The 16,830-nt window shown below is 63.5% G+C and carries 14 protein-coding genes; 4 read left to right on the top strand and 10 right to left on the bottom strand.

The genetic code is table 11. The features are described from left to right. Window positions 1-108: 108 nt before the first annotated feature. Genes MJ643_RS19705 through MJ643_RS19695 form a run of 3 tightly spaced genes read left to right on the top strand, consistent with a single transcriptional unit; the run spans window position 109 to window position 3,112 of the window. The gene (locus tag MJ643_RS19705; protein ID WP_013974469.1) at window positions 109-1,284 is read left to right on the top strand and encodes an FAD-dependent oxidoreductase; all 1,176 of its coding nucleotides are present in this window, start codon (window positions 109-111) and stop codon (window positions 1,282-1,284) included. Then, the gene (locus tag MJ643_RS19700) at window positions 1,281-2,093 is read left to right on the top strand and encodes an aldo/keto reductase (protein WP_013974470.1); all 813 of its coding nucleotides are present in this window, start codon (window positions 1,281-1,283) and stop codon (window positions 2,091-2,093) included. Before MJ643_RS19705 ends, MJ643_RS19700 begins: the two co-directional genes overlap by 4 nt. A gap of 50 nt (window positions 2,094-2,143) precedes the next feature. Continuing rightward, on the top strand, window positions 2,144-3,112 hold the full coding sequence (locus MJ643_RS19695; RefSeq protein WP_013974471.1) for a hypothetical protein: 969 nt from the start codon (window positions 2,144-2,146) through the stop codon (window positions 3,110-3,112). Between the two features lie 128 nt (window positions 3,113-3,240). On the opposite strand, the gene hldE is transcribed toward MJ643_RS19695, so the two are convergent. The 3 genes from hldE to MJ643_RS19680 form a co-directional block, all read right to left on the bottom strand. Further along, a complete protein-coding gene (gene hldE, locus MJ643_RS19690; protein WP_013974472.1) occupies window positions 3,241-4,662 on the bottom strand; it encodes a bifunctional D-glycero-beta-D-manno-heptose-7-phosphate kinase/D-glycero-beta-D-manno-heptose 1-phosphate adenylyltransferase HldE in 1,422 nt (473 codons plus the stop codon). 130 nt (window positions 4,663-4,792) lie between these two features. Then, window positions 4,793-6,601, bottom strand: coding sequence for a lipid A export permease/ATP-binding protein MsbA (msbA, locus tag MJ643_RS19685; RefSeq protein ID WP_013974473.1), 1,809 nt, complete (start codon window positions 6,599-6,601; stop codon window positions 4,793-4,795). Between the two features lie 15 nt (window positions 6,602-6,616). Continuing rightward, window positions 6,617-7,792 carry an O-antigen ligase family protein gene (locus MJ643_RS19680; protein WP_169774737.1) on the bottom strand — a complete coding sequence of 392 codons (1,176 nt, stop codon included), beginning with the start codon at window positions 7,790-7,792 and terminating at the stop codon, window positions 6,617-6,619. Window positions 7,793-7,892: 100 nt separating this feature from the next. On the opposite strand from MJ643_RS19680, the gene MJ643_RS19675 reads away from it, so the two are divergent. Beyond that, window positions 7,893-8,498, top strand: a complete 606-nt coding sequence (locus MJ643_RS19675) for a hypothetical protein (RefSeq protein WP_031325784.1) — start codon at window positions 7,893-7,895, stop codon at window positions 8,496-8,498. A 3-nt stretch (window positions 8,499-8,501) separates the two neighbouring features. Here MJ643_RS19675 and MJ643_RS19670 read toward each other — a convergent pair whose 3' ends face one another. The 7 genes from MJ643_RS19670 to MJ643_RS19640 all read right to left on the bottom strand — a co-directional run bounded on the left by MJ643_RS19670 (window position 8,502) and on the right by MJ643_RS19640 (window position 16,643). Further along, window positions 8,502-9,593: a glycosyltransferase gene (locus tag MJ643_RS19670; protein ID WP_013974476.1), complete on the bottom strand. Its 1,092-nt coding sequence runs from the start codon at window positions 9,591-9,593 to the stop codon at window positions 8,502-8,504. Window positions 9,594-9,630: 37 nt separating this feature from the next. Then, window positions 9,631-10,404: a hypothetical protein gene (locus MJ643_RS19665; RefSeq protein WP_024087823.1), complete on the bottom strand. Its 774-nt coding sequence runs from the start codon at window positions 10,402-10,404 to the stop codon at window positions 9,631-9,633. 66 nt (window positions 10,405-10,470) lie between these two features. Continuing rightward, window positions 10,471-11,427, bottom strand: coding sequence for a glycosyltransferase (locus MJ643_RS19660; protein WP_015272035.1), 957 nt, complete (start codon window positions 11,425-11,427; stop codon window positions 10,471-10,473). A 48-nt stretch (window positions 11,428-11,475) separates the two neighbouring features. After that, window positions 11,476-12,879, bottom strand: coding sequence for a PIG-L family deacetylase (locus MJ643_RS19655; RefSeq protein ID WP_013974479.1), 1,404 nt, complete (start codon window positions 12,877-12,879; stop codon window positions 11,476-11,478). Then, entirely contained in the window at window positions 12,876-13,772 is an 897-nt protein-coding gene (locus tag MJ643_RS19650; RefSeq protein WP_013974480.1) for an antimicrobial resistance protein Mig-14, read from the bottom strand. Before MJ643_RS19650 ends, MJ643_RS19655 begins: the two co-directional genes overlap by 4 nt. Further along, complete coding sequence (locus MJ643_RS19645; RefSeq protein ID WP_013974481.1) at window positions 13,772-14,902, bottom strand: glycosyltransferase; 1,131 nt, start codon at window positions 14,900-14,902, stop codon at window positions 13,772-13,774. Before MJ643_RS19645 ends, MJ643_RS19650 begins: the two co-directional genes overlap by 1 nt. After that, window positions 14,886-16,643: a carbamoyltransferase gene (locus MJ643_RS19640; RefSeq protein WP_013974482.1), complete on the bottom strand. Its 1,758-nt coding sequence runs from the start codon at window positions 16,641-16,643 to the stop codon at window positions 14,886-14,888. The genes MJ643_RS19645 and MJ643_RS19640 overlap by 17 nt, the downstream gene beginning before the upstream one ends. Window positions 16,644-16,830: the final 187 nt, after the last annotated feature.

The following is a 16,830-nucleotide window of genomic DNA, read 5'->3' as shown; positions in this document are numbered from 1 at the left end:
CCTCCTCCTCCCTTCAAGTCTAACCATACAAGCTGGCTTGCCGGCGATAGGGCCATCACAGGTATACCCTGTATACTTGCCAGCTGTCCCAGTCTTCGAGGTACCGCCATGCCATCTGCCATTTCCACTGACGTGCTGATCGTCGGCGCCGGGGTCGCAGGCCTCTGGCTCAATGCCCGCCTGCGCCGGCTGGGCTACTCGACAGTACTGGTGGAACGCGCCAGCCTTGGCGGCGAGCAGACCATCAAGTCTCAGGGCATCATCCATGGCGGCACCAAGTACGCCCTGCATGGCGCCCTCACCGGCGCTTCGGAAGCCATCGCCGACATGCCGCGACGCTGGCGCGAAGCGCTGAGCGGCAGCGGCGAGCTGGACCTGACCCGCACTCGCCTGCTGTCCGACGCGCATTACCTGTGGTCGCCTGGCACCCTGGCCGGCAATCTCACCAGTTTCTTCGCCAGCAAGGCCGTGCGTGGCAGGGTCGACCAGGTGAAGGGCGAGCAACTTCCGCCCGCGCTGCAGGACCGCGCCTTCAAGGGCAAGGTCTATCGCCTGGCCGAGCTGGTCATCGACGTGCCCAGCCTGCTGGCCAACCTGGCCGTGCTGGCAGGCGACAGCCTGCTGGCCGGTGAGCACATCGAGCCGCTGCGCGAGGGTGAAGACCTGGTTGGCCTGCGCGTCGACGAGCGCGACATCCGCGCCCAGCGTATCGTGCTCAGCGCCGGCGCCGGCACCGAGCAGCTGCTGCATGCCCTGGGCCTGAACCAGCCAGCCATGCAGACACGCCCGCTGCATATGGTGATGGCCAAGGGTGCCAACCTTAAACCGCTTTACGCCCATTGCCTGGGCGGCGGGCCGAAGCCACGGGTGACGGTGACCACCCACCCGGCCGCCGATGGCCAGTGGGTCTGGTACCTGGGTGGCGACCTGGCCGAAGGCGACGGCGTTGCCCGCGAGCCGGCTGCGCAAATCGCCGCGGCACAGAAAGAAATCGCCAGCCTGCTGCCATGGGTCGACCAGAGCCAAGTGCGCTGGGCCACCCTGCGGGTCGACCGAGCGGAACCGGCGCAATCGGGCCTGGTACGCCCGGACAACGCCTTCCTCGCCGACCAGCAACGCCTGCTGGTGGGCTGGCCAACCAAGCTGGCCCTGGCACCGGACTTCAGCGACCGGGTCATCAGCCACCTGGAGCGCGACGGTATCCGCCCACAGGCGCAGGCCGACCTGGCTGACCTGCCACGCCCACCGCTGGGCGTACCGGCCTGGGAGCAACTGCTGCCATGAGCCTGCCGACCCTGCACGACTTCCATCGCCCCTTGGGCAGCACCGGCTTCAAGGTTTCGCCGCTCGGCCTGGGCACGGTCAAGCTGGGCCGCGACCAGGGCGTGAAGTACCCTACCGGTTTCACCATCCCCGGCGACGACGAAGCCCGCCTGCTGCTGGCCCAGGCCCGCGAGCTGGGTATCAACCTGATCGACACCGCCCCAGCCTACGGCCGCAGCGAAGAACGCCTGGGCCCGCTACTGCGCGGCCAGCGCGATGAATGGGTGATCGTCAGCAAGGTTGGCGAAGAGTTCGACAACGGCCAATCGCACTTCGATTTCAGCGCCGCCCATACCCGCCGCTCGGTGGAGCGAAGCCTGCGGCGCCTGGAAACCGACCGCATCGAATTGGTGCTGGTGCATTCGGACGGCAACGACCTGGCGATCCTGGAACAGCAGGAGGTCTACCAGACCCTTGCCGAGCTCAAGCAGGAGGGCAAGATCCTCGGCTTCGGCCTGTCTGGCAAGACCGTCGCCGGCGGCCTGAAGGCACTGGAGCAAGGCGACTGCGCCATGGTCACCTACAACCTCAACGAACAGGCAGAACGCCCGGTGCTGGACTACGCTGCCGAACACGGCAAGGCCATCCTGGTGAAGAAGGCACTGGCCAGTGGGCATATCTGCCTTGCCCCGGGCGTTGACCCGGTACAAGCCAGTTTCGAGCTGCTGTTCGCCCACCCGGGCGTGAGCAGTGCTATCGTCGGCACCATCAATCCGTTGCACCTGGCCCACAACGTGGCCACCGTCGCCCGTATTCTGGGCCAGCATTGAGTTGCCCCAGGCCCATGGGCCTGGACTGACCCGACGCAAGGAGGAGCCTCGTGGCGCGAACGCTGATCCGCAAGAACCCGAGCAACTTCAAGACACTACCGCTACATGTCGAGGCCACGCCCGAAGGTCTGATCTACCAGAGCATCGGGATGCCGCTGAATTTTGCCCAGATCCAACAACGGCGCAAGGCTATCCAGCTACCCGACGTGCAGCGCTTCGTGATCGAACTGGCCAACCTTGGCGTGTCGGTACGGCTGACCCTGCATTGGCAGAACCGCGATTACTGGGTGCTGGTACGTCAGCGCCGGCAAGACCGTGGCGATGTGGTGCTGAAACTGATTTCCGGCTATGTGCCGGCGCAGGAGCTGAACCTGCCATTGCACACGGCCGTGCAGGAAGTGGCCGAGGAATGCTTGCTGGAAACCCCGGAAGGCTGGCTGGGCGGGCGCTTCAACGACACCTGGTTGCCGGTGCCCTACGCTGCCGCCCTGCACTACCGCGAAACGCCGCACTTCGTGCTGGCCCCGGAATCGGGTGCCGCGCGCCCGGTGCACTGCGGCAAGCTGATGCTGCTGGAACGGCCGCGGGCGTATGTGCACTTGCCCACCGCCTCGCTGCAACTGATCTACGACATGCGCCTGCAGGTACCCCGGGACGCCAAGAAGCTCAGCCTGTTCCACGTTGATGAGCGGCTGGAGGGCGACCAACTGGTGGCGCGGCTAAATCGCAAACGACCAGACCTGTACCTGATGCCATTGAAGGACGGCCAGCCACTGGCTGAGCTGTATACCGTGAAGAAGGACGAACTGGTGCCGGCGAGCACGCGCGGGCTGTACCTGGCCGAAAGTTTTGCCCGGCAGGAAGGCTGGGTGGTCACGGACGAGCGGGTGCGCTGGAAGGATTGGGTGAAGCAGCAGGGGTTGGTGGAGAACAAGCCGGTGCGGGCATCGCACCTGCAGCGGTTTGGCGACAAGGCGCTAGCGCTGCTGGAGCGGGCGCGTACTTCGCTGCATAAATGATGATTGGGGCCGCCAGGCGGCCCTTCGCGGGCATGCCCGCTCCCACAGGAGCGGTGTAATCCTCAAGCCTGCGCCGTACTTGTGGGAGCGGGCACGCCCGCGAAGGGCTGCACAGCAGCCCCAAAGCATCAGTTCTTGCGAATCTTCTCGACAATCGCCGTGGTCGAGCTGTTCTCGACCAGCCCCAGCACCTTCACGGTACCGCCATAGGCCTTGACGATATCGGCACCCACCACCTGGTCGATGCCATAGTCGCCACCCTTGACCAGCACGTCCGGCTTGACCTGGCTCAGCAGGTTCTCCGGCGTACCCTCGGGGAAGCTGATGACCCAGTCCACCGCCCCCAGCCCGGCCAGTACGGCCATGCGCCGGTCGACGCTGTTGATCGGCCGGCCCGGCCCTTTCAAGCGGCTGACCGAGGCATCGTCGTTGACCGCGACGATCAGGCGATCGCCCTGGGCCCGCGCCTGCTCCAGGTAGGTGACATGCCCGGCATGCAGGATGTCGAAGCAGCCGTTGGTGAAGACGATCTTCTCTTTGTGCGCTCGCGCGTCATCAATGGCCAGCAGCAGTTGCTCCAGGCCCAGCACGCCCCGCTCGGAGCCTTCCTCACGCTGGATCGCCCGGCGCAGCTCGGGGGCGCTGATCGCAGCCGTACCCAGCTTGCCGACCACGATGCCCGCTGCCAAATTGGCCAGGGCCACCGCGTGGGGCAGGTCCTCGCCGGCAGCGATGGCCGCGGCGAGTGTGGAGATGACGGTATCACCGGCACCGGTCACATCGAACACTTCACGCGCCCGCGCCGGTAGGTGCAGGGCCGGCTGGCCGCTGCGCAGCAGGGTCATGCCGTGCTCGCCACGTGTCACCAGCAAGGCGCCCAGGTCCAGGTCCTGCAGCAGCTGCAAGCCCTTGGCTACCAGCTCGGCCTCATCGGCGCAACGGCCGACGATGGTCTCGAACTCGCTGAGGTTGGGAGTGATCAGGCTGGCGCCACGGTAGATGGAAAAATCCTTGCCCTTGGGGTCGGCCAGCACCGGAATGCCCTTGGCCCGCGCGGCCTGGATCAGGCTCTGGTGGTTTTTCAGTGCGCCCTTGCCGTAGTCGGACAGGACCAGCACCTTGACGCCCTCGAGCAGGCTGTCGACCTCCGCACCCAGCGACAGCGGGTCGGTAGCGAATGGCTCTTCGAAATCGATGCGCAGCAACTGCTGGTGACGGCTCATTACCCGCAGCTTGACGATGGTCGGCTGGTGCGCGATGCGCTGGAACACCGAGCGCACGCCTGCAGCTTGCAGGCTGTTGGCCAGGCTGTCGGCGGCCTCATCCTGGCCGGTGACGCCAATCAGCGAAGCCGGTGCACCCAGGGCGGCGATGTTCAAGGCAACGTTGGCCGCGCCGCCGGGGCGATCCTCGATCTGATCGACCTTGACCACCGGGACTGGCGCTTCAGGCGAGATACGTGAAGTACCGCCATGCCAGTAGCGGTCGAGCATGACATCGCCGACCACCAGTACCGGGGCTTGATCGAAACGCGGCATGGACAACTTCATGGGCAACCCATATGGAAATAATGAACAGGGACAGGATATTAGCACAGGGTAGACGACGGCTTTATGGCCAGATCACCCCAGGAAAATTCCCGTGACAATCGGGGCCGCGATGGCCCCGATCAGCGAGGGTTCAGGTGATATCGGCCTTGGCCGGCTCATCCAGACCCATGGCATGCAGGCGGGCATAATGGCCATTGGCCGCAAGCAGCTCGGCATGGGTGCCGCGCTCGACCAGGCGCCCCTGGTCCATGACCAGGATCTGGTCAGCTTTCTCGATGGTCGACAGACGGTGGGCGATCACCAGCGTGGTACGGCCCTGCATCACATGGTCCAGGGCAGCCTGGATATGCCGCTCGGACTCGGTATCCAGCGCCGAAGTGGCTTCGTCGAGGATCAGCAGCGGCGCATTCTTCAGCAGTGCCCGGGCAATCGCCAGGCGCTGGCGCTGACCGCCGGAGAGCAGTACGCCGTTCTCACCCACTTCGGTATCGAAGCCTTTCGGCAGCCGGTCGACGAACTCCTTGGCATAGGCATCGGCCGCAGCGGCTTCGATGTCGGCGCGCGGGGCGCCGGCCAGGTCGCCATAGGCGATGTTGTTGGCCACGGTATCGTTGAACAGGGTGACATGCTGGGTCACCTGCGAAACGTGGCGACGCAGGTTGCGCAGGCGATAGTTCTCGATCTCCACGCCATCGAGCAGGATCTGCCCCTGGTCGTGGTGATAGAAGCGCGGTATCAGCGCGGCAAGCGTAGACTTGCCACTGCCGGAGCGGCCGACCAGTGCAATCATCTGCCCTGGCTCGGCTACGAAGCTGATATCGCTCAGCACCTCACGCTCGGTACCCGGGTAGGTGAAGCTGAGGTTGCGCACTTCCAGGCGCCCCTCCACCCGCTCCTTCTCGACGGTACCGGTATCCACTTCAGGCTCTTCGTCCAGTTGCTCGAAGATGCTTTCGGCGCCGGCCAGGCCCTTCTGGATGGTCGAGCTGACTTCCGAAAGCTGACGTATCGGCTTGGGCAACAGGCCGGCGGCGGTGATGTAAGCCACCAGATCACCGGCAGTGGAATCACCGCGCAGGAACAGCACCAGGAACATCAGCGCGGCCATGGCGGTGTAGATCACCAGCTGCAGCATCGGCGTGTACAGCGAGCCGGTCTTGGTCATGTGCAACTGCTTGTCGGTGTTGCTCTGGCTGGCCTTGCCGAAACGCTGCTCCTCGTAGGCCTCGCCGCCGAAGCTGCGCACCACGCGGTAGCCCTGGATGGTTTCCGAGGCGACATGGGTGACGTCGCCCATGGCTACCTGGATTTTTTTGCTCTGCTTGCGGAATTTCTTGCTGGCGACGCTGACCATCACCGCGATTACCGGCAGGATGGCGACCATAACGAGGGTCAGGTGCCAGTTCATCCACAGCAGGTAACCAAACAGGAACACCACGGTCAGGCCTTCGCGGATCACCACCTTGATCGCATCGGTCGCAGCACCAGTGACCATGGTCACGTTGAAGGTGATGCGCGAGATCAGGTGCCCGGAGTTGTGGTTGTCGAAGTAGCGGTTAGGCAGCACCAGCAGCTTGTTGAACAGTTCCACACGCAGGTCGTGCACCAGGCACAGGGAAACCTTGGCCAGGAAGTAGTTGCCGAGGAACGAGCCCAGGCCCTGCCACGCGGCGATCAGGATAATCAGCAGCGGCACCGCCTGCAGCAGTTGCAGGTCGCGCAGGTAAGGAACGTTTGGGAACAACACCGCTTCGGGGTTGCTCAACCCATCTACGAAATACTTCAGGATCCCGGCCAGCATCGGCTGGGTCGAGGCAAAGATCACGAAACCGATGATGCTCAGCAGGAAAATGCCGACATAGGGTTTCACATAGCTCAGCAGCCGGAAGTAGATCTTCAGGCTGGAGGTGTGTTCCGCCGGTCGCGGTGTTTCGGCCATTATCAAGCTCGCTGTTCAGGTTGAACCGGAAATTTTACCACAGGCATCATTTTCGGCACTCCCCCATGGCAGCAACATGGCCAGGCCCACGGGCAGCCAGCTGATGAACCATTCGGCACGTGGTGTACCAGTGAGGCTGGCGGCATCGAACTGCATGGCCAGGGTGGAGTACACCCAGAAACCGAGCAGGATCTTGCCGAACAATGTGCCACGTGCGCGGACGATTTCGCCCAGGGTGTACAGCCACACCATGACCCACAGCAGCATGCCGGGCAGGCCCATCTCCACTGCGACGTGGGTGAACATGTTGTGGGTATGGTCGAAGTGCATGCCCACTGCATTCACGTCGTAGGCAGCGCCCAGGCCAAGGCCGGTCCAGGGATGTGCGGCAATCATGTCGGCCACGGCATGGAAGATTTCCGGCCGGTAGGACGAACCGCGCTGGGCGATAAGGTCGTAAACGAGATAGAAGGCCAGGCCGGTGGCAATGGCCGCCAGCACGGCAAAAACCCGGCTGTGGCGGTCACGGAACCACAACGGGGCCAGGATCACGGTGAGCACCAGGGCCAGTACTGCCCCACGGCTCTGGCTGAGCATGACAAACAACCCCAGGCACACCAGCGCTACCAGCCACAGCAACTGCAGGCCACGTTGCCGCGGCGGCTCGTAAAGCAGGAAGAGCACGGCCGAACCGATGACATAGGCGCCCAGGATCGGGTGCGATATCTCGCCGATGCCCTCCAGCCGGGCCAGCAATGGCATGCCCAGCACGCCGTAGAAATGGATTATCGAGATCAGCGCGGCAACGGCCAGCAAGGCGCTGCCGGCCTGCAACAGCTGACGAACGCGGGCTTGGCCAAGCTGGCCCAGCAGCGGGAACGCCAGCAGGAATACCAGGATGTAGAGCAGGCGCTTGGCCTCGCGCCCCGGGTTTTCTGCGGCCGACCAGACCAGGCTGAGCCCACTCCATACCAGCAACAGCAACACACTTCCCCACAAGGCCGGCTGACGCCGCCAGGCCTGCATTATTACGTGCCTTGCGGACCACGCCATTACCAGGGTCGGCAACCACAGGAACAGCACCAGCCCTTGCTGATAGACCTTGTTGCTCGGTGCCAGGGCAATCGCAGCCAGGAACCAGAGCAGACCAAATCCCAACCAGGCTCGCGCCCAGCTTTTTTGATACAACATCCTTTCCCCCGATGAATCAAAGCACCATCCAATGGTGCTACAACATTATTTTCGGCATTATTGCCGGTCATTCTGTTCGCCCGACGACAAGGCTCTATTCATGCAATGCTCCCGGCTCCCCCAGGTCGACTTCGATCAGCTGACACAAGGCGCACAGGTGCTTGAGGCAGATAGCCATGGCGCCAAAGTCTACCTGCTCGCGGATGGTAATTTCCTCAAGGTTTTTCGTAGGAAGCGGCTGATTTCATCTGCACTGCTGCGCCCGTACTCGCAGCGCTTTGTCGACAACGCCGCGCGCCTTGCACAACTGGGCATCCCCACTCTGGAGGTGATCAGCCAGCATAAGCTCGAGCTACCGGGACGAACTGCCGTACTGTACCGCCCGCTGCCTGGGCGTACCTTGCTGCAGATGTCGCGCGATGAGGGTTTCAGCTGGGATACCTATCTGCCACGCCTGATCGAACTGATCCGCCAGCTGCACCGCAGCGGCGTGTATTTCCGCTCGTTGCACCTGGGTAATGTAGTGGTCACACCCGACCAGCAGTTGGGCCTGATCGACGTGGCCGACATGCGCTTCTTGCGCCCACCACTGTCGGCGCGCATGATTCGGCGCAATGTGCAGCATATGGTGCGCTATATCGAGCGGGAGAACCTGGGCGACCGCTTCCCCCTTGCCGCCTTCGAGGCAGCTTTGCTCGCGCGCTGAGCGTCAGCTGCGCAAAAGGCTCTGCGAGCCGTTGCAGAACGCCTGCCAGGCCTGCTCCGGGGCCAGCGCCTGGCGCTGCCGGGCTGCTACCGCCGGGGCACCGATAACCGAGCAACGCTCGATCGCCTCGGCCCAGGCATTTTCATCGGCAACGGGCAGGTAGCCACCGGTGTCCTGCAACTGCTCGCGGAACACCTGCAGGTCGCTGCATACCACCGGCACGTCGGCCATGACCGCCTCCTGCACCACCAGCCCAAGGCCTTCAGAACGTGAAGGCACCAATAGCCAGTCGAATGCCCGATACAGTCGCTGCAGGTCATCGCGGTGACCACTCAGGTGAACGCGCCCGGCCAGGCCCAGCGCGTCGATACGGGCTTGCAGCACCTCACGTAGAGGGCCTTCGCCGATGATTGCCAACTGCAGGTCCGACTGCCGCACACAGGCCTTGGCGAACGCCTCGATCAGCATCTCGAAACCTTTGCTTTCCACCAGTCGCCCGACCGCGCCCAGCATCACCCCTGTTACCTGTGGCAGCTGCAGGGCTTGCCTGGCCGCATCCCTGCTCAACAACGGTTCGGCGAAAGCCAGCGGGTCCAGGGCCATGCGCAAGGTCTGCACCGGCCTGCCCAGATCGTGTTCGAGTGACGTGGCAAGTGTCTGTGAAACGGCGGCAATACTCAGCCGCTCGACCGGAAACATACGCAGCAGGCGAACATCGCTGGCACTCAGACGCGTCTTGCCATGGAACAGCACCTTGGCACGTACTTGCGGAACTTGATGCATCAATGGCAACACCAACCGCGCCACACCGACACCGTCGATCAGCACGACTTCAGCCTGTGCCTCTTTCAGAGCCTTGCGCAAACGCATTCGCAACCATGGGCGCAACAGGCGCCAGAAGTGCCGCCCTTTCAGCGCCCGTGACGGCATATGCCACTCCCGGGTCGAACCAAGCCCACAGCAGAGTCCGCTACCCAGCAGCAGCCAATTACTGATCCGGGCATCGGCACCCGCATGTGACAGAATCTGCCGATGCACCTTGTGGATGGACATGTACGGCGATCCACCCGCCCACATCATATTGACGATGTTCATGGGCCCTCTCCCGCTCACGTAAGGTGGGACAGCGACTTCATTGAACAAAAATGGTGATTCCCATGCCAATCACGGCACCCGCCACCAGCGTCAATGCCAACTTTATCCGATCACGCTTACGACGTTTGGCCTTGCGTTCCACTTCGATGGGCAAGGTCACGTGATTACCAAATCCAGTGTGCAATACTGCATCACCCTCCAAGGTGACCGCTGTCAGATTTAACTCAGCATAGCGTCGGGAAAGTGCCTTCTCTCCAGCATAGGCGGCAAATGGCGCGCAACGCTGGTAATCGCTCAAACGGCGCAACCCGGGGTTGAGCGAAAATGCCTGCCACTCGGCCTTATCGGACAGCAGCGGGTAGCAAGGCACACCGGCGATCAACCGGCGATCCCCCAGGTGGATGTACGGGCTGTGGATGGCCAGGTCATGGGCATGGCTGCGCAGCCACACCTGCAAAAGGTCGGGGCTGGCCTCCAGGATGGCCCGAGAGTCCTCGACGAAGCCCTGGCGATAGAAGTGCCAGTCGTCCTCGCAGTGAAAGATGTAGGGCGTCCTGACATGGCTGTAGGCCAGGTCGATAGACGGCAACTGCCCCAACTTGGGCCGGTTTACGAACACCTTGCAGTGCGGTTTCCAGTGCTCAGGCACAGCGGCATGCACGGCATCGTCACCGGAATCTTCGGTGATGAACACTTCGCGAATGGGCGCGGTATTGTAGCGATCGAAACTCTCAAGGGTGTCTTTGAGCAGATCGAACCGCCCACAACTGGTCACGACGAGCGTGACGTCACTCTCATTTGAAAAGCGCACCGGACTCCCTCCGCATTGCGACTATCGACTTTCAACGCCCGCTCCGTAGGCGCGAAAGTTCTAATGTTAGATGCCCAGCTTCAGGCGCAGCCGCTGCCATGCAGACAACGGCGGATGGGGCCTGAGCGCCGGGCGCATGTGGTCGACGATGCTACGTCCAACTGCCCCGAAACTGAAACGGGAAACCGCCAGGTGGCGGCCATTTTCTGCAATCTGCCGGGCCAGCTCAGGGTCCGCACGCAAACGGCGGAGCTTCTCCTGAAGGGTCGGGATGCTGTCATAGAACACTACGTTGTGCATGTCCTGCAGGCCCAGCGCGCGGTTCTCTTCCTCGCCTTGGTCATACGCCAGCAACACGCAGCCGCAGGCCATGGCTTCGAAGTTCTTGATCATGTATTCGCCCATGCCAACGTCGGCACTGACGAAGAAGCGGATCCGGTTGAGCGTGTTGCAGTAATCTTCCCCCGACTTGGTACGGGTCACCACCAGGTTCTCGACCCGACCCAACTCGTCCAGCAATGCCTTGCGGCCGCTGTAGGCCACGCTGTTGGTGCTGCCGACGAAGGCCAGTTCGATGTCGCGCTCACGCCCCTGGTCGGCCAGCAATTGCTCGTCGTAGCCCTTGGGCACGAACACGGCGTCGAAACCTTCCTGACGCAGGCGCTCGCTGACCATGTAGCCTGAGCTGATCACTCGCGCCCAGGGCAACTTGCGGTAATGGGCGCTGAACTTGCCTGTGTACTTGCAAGGGATGTAGTTCTGGTAGGCATCGTGCTCGAGTATGACCAGGTTCGGCACGGTACGGATGAATGCCGCCTGACGGATTTCCTGCTTGAAACGCAGGAAGAAGACAATGCGGTCATAGCGCTCGACCTGCACTTCGCGCTTGAAATAGCGGCGCAGATTGCGCTGGTCTTCGCTGGTCAGCCAGCGCAAGTCGCACTCGCAGTTGGCCGCGACGCCATCGTACAGGCGGTCGAGAATCGCCCGCTGTTCCTTCTGCACCAGAAATAGGACTTTCATTGGGTTCCTTGGGCGCTCTGCGCCATCGCAGTCAACCATGGGGCGCGGCTACAGCTCACGCCGCCAGAACAGTTCATGTCGGCGCACGGCCTTGCGAAAGAATTCGTTCTCGCCGTAAGGCGACGGGTGCCGCCCGGCCAACCAGCGCTGCAACAAGCGGCGCAGGCGGCGCTTGAACGGTGCTGGCGGCTGCAGGTCGTGCATCATGCCCAGGGCCATGGCCTTGTCGCGCTGGGTCGCAAGGTCCAGTACCAGGCTGCAAGGAGCCCAGGCCTGGACAGCGTCCAGCTGTGGCGGCAGGGCCACGCCATCACCACTGTCGCCCATCGGCCAGCGGTCGTTGTCATGCAAGTGGTTGGCGTAGCACAGCAGGGTTTGCGGCTGCCAGGCCAGGCCTTGCAAGGCTTCCAGCACCGCAGCCTGGGCACAGATGTGGTCGGGATGCGGGTCGAGCTGCGGGTGCGGCATCACCAGCACCTCTGGCCTGGCCATTTCCAGCAAGGCCCGCAGGTCGGCGAGCAGGTTGTGCCAGGTCGGCGCGCCATCGCCATCGGCCGGCAGCGGGAACGGGTTGAATCGGCGGAATACGCGAATGTCGGCGAGGTCGGCCTCGCGAGAAGCGGCCGGCTGGTCTGGCGCAGCCTGCATGGCAGGCAGTTGCAGACAGAAGTAGCCCAGCTGCACGCAACGCGATTCCGCCACACCGGCCCAGCGTGGCACGGCGACACTATCCCAGGCCCTCAGGCGGCCCTTCAGGCGCGCGGCCTCGGCCTTTGCCAAGCCCATCTGCTGATAGTGCTCGGCCTCGATTTCACCAGCGGTCAGGGTCACTACCCAGGTTTCGTCGGCCTGGCTGTAAAGGCCGTAAGCGGCCAGCTCGGCATCATCGGCATGCGGCGCGATCACCATCACCCGGCGCCGTTGCAGCTCGACCGCCGGGGTTATCCACAAGCGCGGCTGGCCCGCCAGCCGGCAATGCCGGCCACGCAGGCGCAACGCGCCAGCCTGCAGAGGTGCGGCGAGGCCGGTGAGGTTGAGGAAGCGCACGCCATCGACGCCACGCTCGAAGGTTTGCCGGTCGGCATGCTCGCCAGCCACCAGCTCGACCTGCGGGTCCAGGAAGCGCCCCAGCCAGCTGCTTTTTACCCGCAGCTCGAGGACCAGGGTTTCGTTGCCCTGCAGCACGCACTCAGCCTTGAGCAAGCCGCCGCTCAGGCTGGCAGGAGCCTCCCGGGTCTGCTCGCCGAAGTCGTAGGCGTAGTCCTCGCCTGGCGCGTAGAACAGGTGGTCGGCAAACCAGGCCTCGTGAGCCGCCCATAACAGCGGCAACAGCAGCAGTGGCAACCACCACCAGCTGAACGCACCTATGGCCACCAGCGCGACCAGGCCCGCCAACAGGCCCAGGCGCTTGTTGCGCCGGTGGCGCTTGAGCAACTGCTGCTTGCGACTCACGCCTGATACACCGGTACGGGGTTGCACCAGCGGTCCTTGTACTCGCGGTCGGCACGGCCGAACGAGAACCGCAGCGGCTTGTTGCGTGCACGGGCGTCTTCCCAGGCGGCCTGGGTATTGAGGAAGCTCAGCACACTGCCGGGGCTGAAGGCCTTGGTTTCAGGGTCGACACCACCATTGATGTACTCGACGCTGATCCATTCCGGCGCTTCGACACGGTAAACCAGCTGGATGGCAATCGGCTTGCCGTCCAGCAGCAGCACCGAGCCGATCAGCAACTCGCGCAGGCGTTCCAGCACTTCGGCCATGCGCTCGGCGCCGGTGGCAGGGAAGCCCCAGCGGCGCTGGAACAGGTCGCAGTACATGCTGGCGATTTCCTGCGCGCTGAAGTCGCCGATCGGGCGCACCACACCGCCCGCCTCTTCCAGCAGGCGCAGTTCGCGGCGCTGGTTGTAGCGGAACTTCTTCGACAGGTCTTCATGGGCGCGGGCCATGGCCAGCTGTTCCTTCTGCGCCTTGAGGCCGCTGAAGCGGCCCTGGTTCAGTTCGGACAGGTAGCGCGCGGCATGGCGCAACGGTGCAGCGGCGTCGGCCGCCGCCGGCAGGATGATCTCGGCGTTGCCCAGATCGAACAGGGCCTTTTTGCCGGCACGCTTGAGCACGTCCTTGGACAGCGCAAGGTGGCGCCCCCAGGTAGGAATGGCGGCTTTCAGCTCGCCGGCCTGGTGCCAGCCCAGGTAACGCACAGGGATCTGCGCCAGGTCCGCCAGCTGCTCGACCACCAGAGGATGGGTGGCGACACTGCCACCAAACCGGGCCCATGCCTCGGCATAGGCCTTGGCGTCGATAACTTGCCAACCGCGTTCGCGGAAGGCCTGGATACGGTTGAGCATCAGGCCTGCCCCACCAACGCGCGGACTTGCGGAAGCTGCCAGAATGCTTCGCGCACCGCCTGGTCGGAAAAGCGTTCACGCAGGCGCTGCAGCATGTGCTCGGCACAGGCCTGGCGTTGCTGCCCATCGAGCACAGCCATGTGTTTCAGACCCTGGGCCAATTGCCCCGCATCGCCCAGCGGGAACAGCATGCCAACACCCTCGACCACTTCGCGGGCACCACCACAGGCCGTGGCCAGTACCGGTACACCGGCGACCATGGCTTCGAGCAGGACCATGCCGAACGGCTCATGGTCGGAGCTCAGGGCGAATACATCGAACGCCTGGAAGTAACGGCGCGCATCCGGCACCTGGCCAAGGAAGTCCACTTGCCCGGCAATGCCCAGCTCGGCGGCCAGTGCCTTGAGCCTGGCTTCCAGGCGGCCCTTGCCCAGGATTGCCAGGCGGGCGCCAGCCGGCAGCCCCGGTAGCGCTTCGGCAAAGCCACGCAGCAGGGTGGCCTGGTCCTTGTCCGGGTGCAGGCGCCCGACGTTACCGACAATCCACGCCTGTGCGTCCAGCCCCAAGGCCTGACGAGCCTCGGCGCGTGGAACCAGGGCTGCTTGCAGGGCGTCGATGTCGATGCGGTTATACAAGGTCTGGATACGTTCTGCCGGCCACTGCGGCAGACAGCGGCGCATGTCGTCACGCACTGCGTCCGACACGCCCAGCAAGCTCAGACGCTTGCTGAACAGGTTGGCGAAGATGCGTCGCCCCTTGCGCTCGTAGTCACCGAAAGCATGGTGCACGCCGATCACCGGCAAGCCGGTGCCCAGCAACGCCACGTAGATCGGTTTGAAGCGATGGGCAATGCAAAAGGCAAAATTGCGCTCGGCCGCGATCCGCCGGAATGCACGGATGGCGCCGAGTTTCAAGCCGCGCACGGCCTTGGAGCTGAACTCCAGGAACAGCACCTCGTCCGAGGCGCAGCCTGCCGCTACCAGCGCGTCGGCGGCGCCGGTGAGGAACACCGTGGTGACTTGGTAGCCACGCCCCTGGAACAGGCTGGCGTACTGACGGGCGCAGTCCAGGAACGGCCCGTCATAGCCATGGCAGAACTGCAGGATGCGCGGTTCAGAGCGGCTGGTCATACGGGGCCGCGCCGTCCTTCACAACCAGGATGTCTTCCATGATCAGGTACTGCAGGTCTGAGCCGAAGAACATGTTCAGGGCATCGGTCGGCGAGCAGATCATCGGTTCACCACGACGGTTCAGCGAAGTGTTCAGCGACACGCCGTTGCCTGTCAGGTCTTCCAGCGCCTTCATCATGTCGTAGTAGCGCGGGTTGTACTCGCGCTTGAGCACCTGGGCACGCGAAGTGCCGTCTTCGTGGACCACTTCCGGTACGCGGGTCTTCCACTCTTCAGCCACTTCGAAGGTGAAGGTCATGAACGGCGCCGGGTGGTCGACCTTGATCATTTGCGGGGCGACGGTGTCGAGCATCGACGGGCAGAAAGGTCTCCAGCGTTCGCGGAACTTGATCTGCTCGTTGATGCGGTCGGCTACGCCCGGCACGCTCGGGCAACCGATGATCGAACGGCCGCCCAGGGCACGAGGGCCGAATTCCATGCGGCCCTGGAACCAGGCCACCGGGTTGCCGTCGACCATGATTTTGGCGATGCGCTGCGGCATGTCGTCGAGCTTACGCCACTTCGGCGCGTTCGGGTGACGGGCACAGGCAGCGATCACATCTTCGTTGGAGTACGAAGGGCCGAGGTAGACGTGTTCCATCTTCTCGACCGGTACGCCACGGGCGTGGGAAACGTAGGCGGCAGCACCCACGGCGGTACCGGCGTCACCGGAAGCCGGCTGGACGAACAGCTCTTTCAGGTCTGGGCGGGCAATGATCTTCTGGTTGAGCTTGACGTTCAGCGCGCAACCGCCTGCAAAGGCCAGCTTGCCGGTTTCACGCAGCACGTCGCCCAGGTAGTGGTCGATCATCTGCAGGGCGATCTTTTCGAACAGCGCCTGCATGCTGGCCGCGTAATGGATGTACGGCTCGTCGGCGATGTCGCCTTCGCGCTTGGGGCCCAGCCACTCGATCAGCTTCGGCGAGAAGTAGAAGCCCTTGCCCTTCTCTTTATAGCGGCGCAGGCCAATGACGTTGGCGTATTCGGTGTTGATCACCAGTTCGCCGTTTTCGAAGCTGGCCAGACGCGAGAAGTCGTACTTGCTGGCGTCACCATACGGCGCCATGCCCATGACCTTGAACTCGCCATCGAGCATCTCGAAGCCGAGGAACTCGGTGATTGCGCCGTACAGGCCGCCCAGCGAGTCCGGGTCGAAGAATTCCTTGATCTTGTGGATCTTGCCGTTTTCGCCGTAGCCAAAGAAGGTGGTGGCGTATTCGCCCTTACCGTCGATGCCGAGGATTGCGGTTTTTTCCTTGAAGCCCGAGCAGTGGTAGGCACTGGAGGCATGGGCCAGGTGGTGCTCGACCGGCTCGATCTTGACCTTTTTCGGGTCGAAGCCCAGTTGTTCCAGGCACCAGACGATCTTCTTGCGGTAGCGCTTGTAGCGTCGGTTGCCCATCAGAATAGCGTCGAGGGCGCGATCCGGGGCGTACCAGTAGCGCTTGGCATAGTGCCAGCGCGCCTTGCCGAACAGGCTGATCGGGGCGAACGGGATGGCTACCACGTCGACGTCGGATGGCTTGATGCCAGCCTGTTCCAGGCAGAACTTCGCCGACTCGTAGGGCATGCGGTTCTTCGCATGCTTGTCACGCACGAAGCGCTCTTCTTCGGCGGCGGCAATCAGTTTGCCGTCAATGTACAAGGCCGCGGAAGGGTCATGGCTAAGGGCGCCGGACAGGCCAAGAATCGTCAATGCCAAGGGATTAGCCTCTTCATTCGGTAGAAATGCGCCAGCGGCCTCTTGGGCGGGTGGCGGCTAAAGGGCGGGATTATAACGCAAACATCAGGATAGGCACTGCATTAACCTGTGGGAGCGGGCGCGCCCGCGAACACCGGCAAAGCCGGTGCCATGCACCGCAGCGCCTGCTTCGCGGGCACGCCCGCCC

This window comes from Pseudomonas sp. PNPG3 (assembly GCF_023093815.1).
GTDB lineage: Bacteria > Pseudomonadota > Gammaproteobacteria > Pseudomonadales > Pseudomonadaceae > Aquipseudomonas > Aquipseudomonas asiatica.
Note: the sequence above shows the minus strand (reverse complement) of the source record. Positions and strands in the feature narration are given on the sequence as shown.